General features: G+C 60.7%; 2 protein-coding genes and 2 pseudogenes. All 4 read right to left on the bottom strand.

From position 1 onward, the window contains the following. A pseudogene (locus EN969_RS21080) lies at window positions 1–900 on the bottom strand (AAA family ATPase); the annotation flags it as partial. Window positions 901–924: 24 nt separating this feature from the next. After that, window positions 925–2,070 (bottom strand): hypothetical protein, encoded by a 1,146-nt coding sequence (locus EN969_RS21075; RefSeq protein ID WP_063168855.1) that lies wholly within the window; start codon window positions 2,068–2,070, stop codon window positions 925–927. 31 nt (window positions 2,071–2,101) lie between these two features. Then, complete coding sequence (locus tag EN969_RS21070; protein ID WP_024504535.1) at window positions 2,102–3,190, bottom strand: hypothetical protein; 1,089 nt, start codon at window positions 3,188–3,190, stop codon at window positions 2,102–2,104. A 311-nt stretch (window positions 3,191–3,501) separates the two neighbouring features. Further along, window positions 3,502–3,726: pseudogene (locus tag EN969_RS21065) on the bottom strand (cytochrome c family protein); the annotation flags it as partial.

Genomic DNA, 3,726 nt, shown 5'->3' with positions numbered 1-3,726 from the left:
GAACAGGAAGCCGCCGAGCTCGACGAACGGATTGAGTTCGCGCTCGAAATCATAGGCCATCAGCATCTTGGCGAGCTTGACCGACTGGTATTTGGCGATGTGGTTGCCGACGACCTCTTCCGGCTTCTTGAAGGTCATCACCAGCGGTTTTGAGCGCTTGCCCGGCGCGACGTCGAAACCATCGAGAGTGAAATCGTCGGCATCGATGCGGATATGGGCGTTCTCGAACGGGCCGATGCCGTCGAAGCGGCCCTTGCGGGCCAGAAGCCCGTCGATGGCGACGCGGGCGAAGGCGCGTGCCCTTGTCATCAAATCGGCATCATCGGACGATCCCGAGATCGCCTTGTCGAGGCCAGCGAGGATCGACTTCACCGCATCCTGCGGCGTGTCGAACAGGAAGTCCGGCTCGGGGATGTCGTTGGGTGCCTCGCCGTCGCTGTCGATCAGCTGGAACAGGTAGGAGGCGAGGCTGAAGGCGGAGATGTAAGCCGAGGCCGACAGAAGCTTCTTGAAGGTGGCCGCTTCGTCGCCTTCGAGCGGCGCGCGGGTATTCCTGGCCTGCAGGCTTTCGAGGTCGGAGCCTTCGGCAAAGACGTCCGATATGGCCAGCGCGATCGCCGTGCCGCGCCGGGCGCGAAACAGGAGCGTGTGCTGCGGGATGGTCAGCAGCTGGTCGTCGAGATGAACGGCGCCGACGGTCTTGGCCAGCTCGACCTCGCGCGTGCGACGCACCGAGCCGACCGAGACGGTCGAGACGAAGCGGCGGTTGGTGCCGGCAAGCGCGGTGCCGGACTCCCGTGACGGGTCCTCCAGCACGACGATGCGGGTGATGAAGCTCTGCGCGGTGGCGCGGTGCTTCTCGATGGCGGCTTCCGGAATGGTGGTCAGGCCGGTATCCATGAAGGGTGCTCCGTGGTGTGACGGTCAGACGTCTGAGATGACCTGTCCGTTGGACAGGATATGAACCTTGTAGCCGGCAAAAATCTTCTGTGCTTCGCCGGCGGCGTAGAGTGCCTGATAGGCCTCGTGCGGAATCAGCGCATGGTTTTCATAGCTCGACACGCCCTGACGCGCGGCTTCCAGATCATCAGTGTTGATGAAGAATTCCTGCGTTGTCTTCTCACTCGAAAACAGGCCCTTGCGGCCGGGTTTCTCGCTCTTGGAATAGACCTCCTGGATCGTCCAGGTCAAAAGCCAGGCATTTTGCGGCTTGCGCACCTTGGCCAGAACCTCGGTCACCGTCGAATTGTTGTCGGTAATCCCCACCGAATAGAACGGGCCGAGCACGACGCGGCGCAGCTGCTTGGGGTGCAGCGGTTCGAAATCCTTGTCGAGGTTGACCGCGATGGTCGCCGGCGACAGCGTATAGGCGGAGTTCTTCTCGGTGAAATCGTCGAAACGATGGGCAAGCTCGGGATTGAGCAGGCCGTCGACCGGCAGCGGAATGTCGACCGTCTCGTTGAGTTTGCCGTTCCTGTCGACAAGCTGGCGGATCATCGCGTCGGAAGAATCCTCCACCGTCACCATGTAGACCAGAGGCAGGTTGGCGCTGCCGTCGAACGTCGCCCAATGGACGAGATAATAGGGCCGTCCCGTCTTCGGATTGACCGAGACCTTGGCGGTTTGCGCCAGCGTGAAGGAACCGAAGGTGTTCTCGCTTTTCACGTCCTCGAGATAGAGCCGCTCGGCCATCGACTTCTGCAGCGCCTCGGGGAATTCCTTGTGGCGCAGGATGAAGTCGGCCATTTCCTCGCGCAATTCGCCGGCGAGCGGGATGTTGGCAAGCCGCGCGTCGGCCTGGCGGCGGTCGTTTTCCAGTTCGAGCAGGTTCTGGAACACCGGGAATCCGCTTTCGGCCCGCGAAATGCGGAACGTGTCCATGAAGCCCAGCCGGTTGCGCCAGCAGGAAAACGACTTGTCGAGCCGGGCGATGTATTCGGCGACGATCTTGGCGACGATGCCGTGCCGGTAAAGCGGCGAGCGATCGTCGCGCATGAACACTTCAAGGCCGCTCAGCGCGGCCGTGATGGCGGAGAAATATCGTGCCGCCGCTTCGTTTTCGGGGGTCATGCCTGTGCGCTCGCGGGCAGTCCTATCACCCCTAAGACTGCACGTAGTTTGCCGAATTGTGCTTCTTCAGCACCTCGTCGAAGCGGCGGGCAAAGGCATCGTCGGCCAGCTTCTTGCGGCGCTGGATGTCGGCGGTGGCGACCATGTTCTTCTCGTGCATCTCGAGTAGGTCGCCGATGTGTTTTTGCGAAGCAGCACCGATGCCGGCCATGGTTTCCTCGGCGGTGTTGTCGACCTGGCTGCCCAGCGTGTTGATCTTGTGGGCGACGTCCTGCTGGGCGGCGGTCTTCAGCGAATCTTCCAGCGCCTTGTAGAGCACGATGCGCTGCTCGGTATCGATGGTCAGCTTGTTGATCAGCGTCGATTGCGCGGCGATCTGGTTGTTGAGCGAATCGACGAAGGTCTGGAACATCGAGGTGTAGCGCTCGAGCGTCTGGCTCTCGGCCAGCAGCTCCTGCTCCTTGGCCTGCTTTTCGTTGTATTCCGTCGCCAGCTTGGAGCGTTCGCCTTCGAGCTGCGTGCGGTCCTTCTGGCTGGTCGAAGCGGCGATCTTGTTTTCGATGTCGAGCAGCATCGGGTTGAGCTCCTCGATGCGCTTCTGCACGGCTTCGAGGTTGGTCATGGTGGTCTTGCGGCGCTCGATCACCTGCGACAGGCTGGTTTCCGAGGTCTTGTAGCGCTGGTCGAGGACCTCTTTCTGCGCCTTCAATATGCCGACGATGGTGTCGGATTTGACCAGCAATTCCTGCAGATTGCCCGCCAGCGACATGTTGCGGACGCGGTCGGTGCGCATGCGCTGCTTGCTCTGGCTGGAGAAGATACCGATGAATTTTTCCCAGCCGGTGTAGTTCTTCATGCTCTCGAACTCGGAGCCGAAGACGTTGGTGGCGTCCTCCAGGCCGATGATCAGGTCGGCAATGTTGCCTTCCATCACCTTTTGCTGCTTCAGCACATCCTCGATGCGGGCGTTCTCGAGGTCGAAATTGGCGTCGCCGATCTTCTTGTCCGATGTGGCGAGCGTATCAAGCATGGTGCCGGACTGCTCGATCTTGGAGCGCATGTCCTGCACGACCTGCTTGGTCTTGGCAATTTCGGCGTCGAAATTCTGCAATGTCGCCATTGGGGCCTCCCGCTTCGGCATGACGTCGCTGGTCGCGAACAGCGGCGAATATATGTGGGGCATCGGGGGATTGAAAGACGTGACAACAAGGGCGGCGTGAAAACAAAAGAATCCATCAGGGTCTTGAAAACCAGTGAAGGCGGGGGCCTGGCGTGATTAGCTTGCCTGCCAGCCGTAGTTCAGCTGTCATTGAACTTTCATGCGGCAAGCCGAGGGCGCACGGATGCCTTTGTATTCGGCAAACGACTGAAGCAATCGCGGCCGCGATATGCGAGGGGAAAGCCGGTTTTACAGAGCTGATGAACAGCGGATCAAGGCTTGGGATCGGCCTTCAGATAGGCGATGACATTGGCGATGTCGTCGTCATTGGTCAGGCCGCCGAAGGCCATCTTGTTGCCCGGCACCTTCAGCTTTGGGGCCTTGAGATACTCGGCGAGATTGGCTTCATCCCAGACCAGGCCGGCGGCGCCGGCACTCTTCATCGCCTCGGAATAGTGGCCAAGAAAGCTCTCTGCGCTGCCGGCGGTGCGGCCAAC

This window comes from Mesorhizobium sp. M7A.F.Ca.CA.003.01.2.1 (assembly GCF_003998945.1).
Taxonomy (GTDB): Bacteria; Pseudomonadota; Alphaproteobacteria; order Rhizobiales; family Rhizobiaceae; genus Mesorhizobium; species Mesorhizobium ciceri.
Note: the sequence above shows the minus strand (reverse complement) of the source record. Positions and strands in the feature narration are given on the sequence as shown.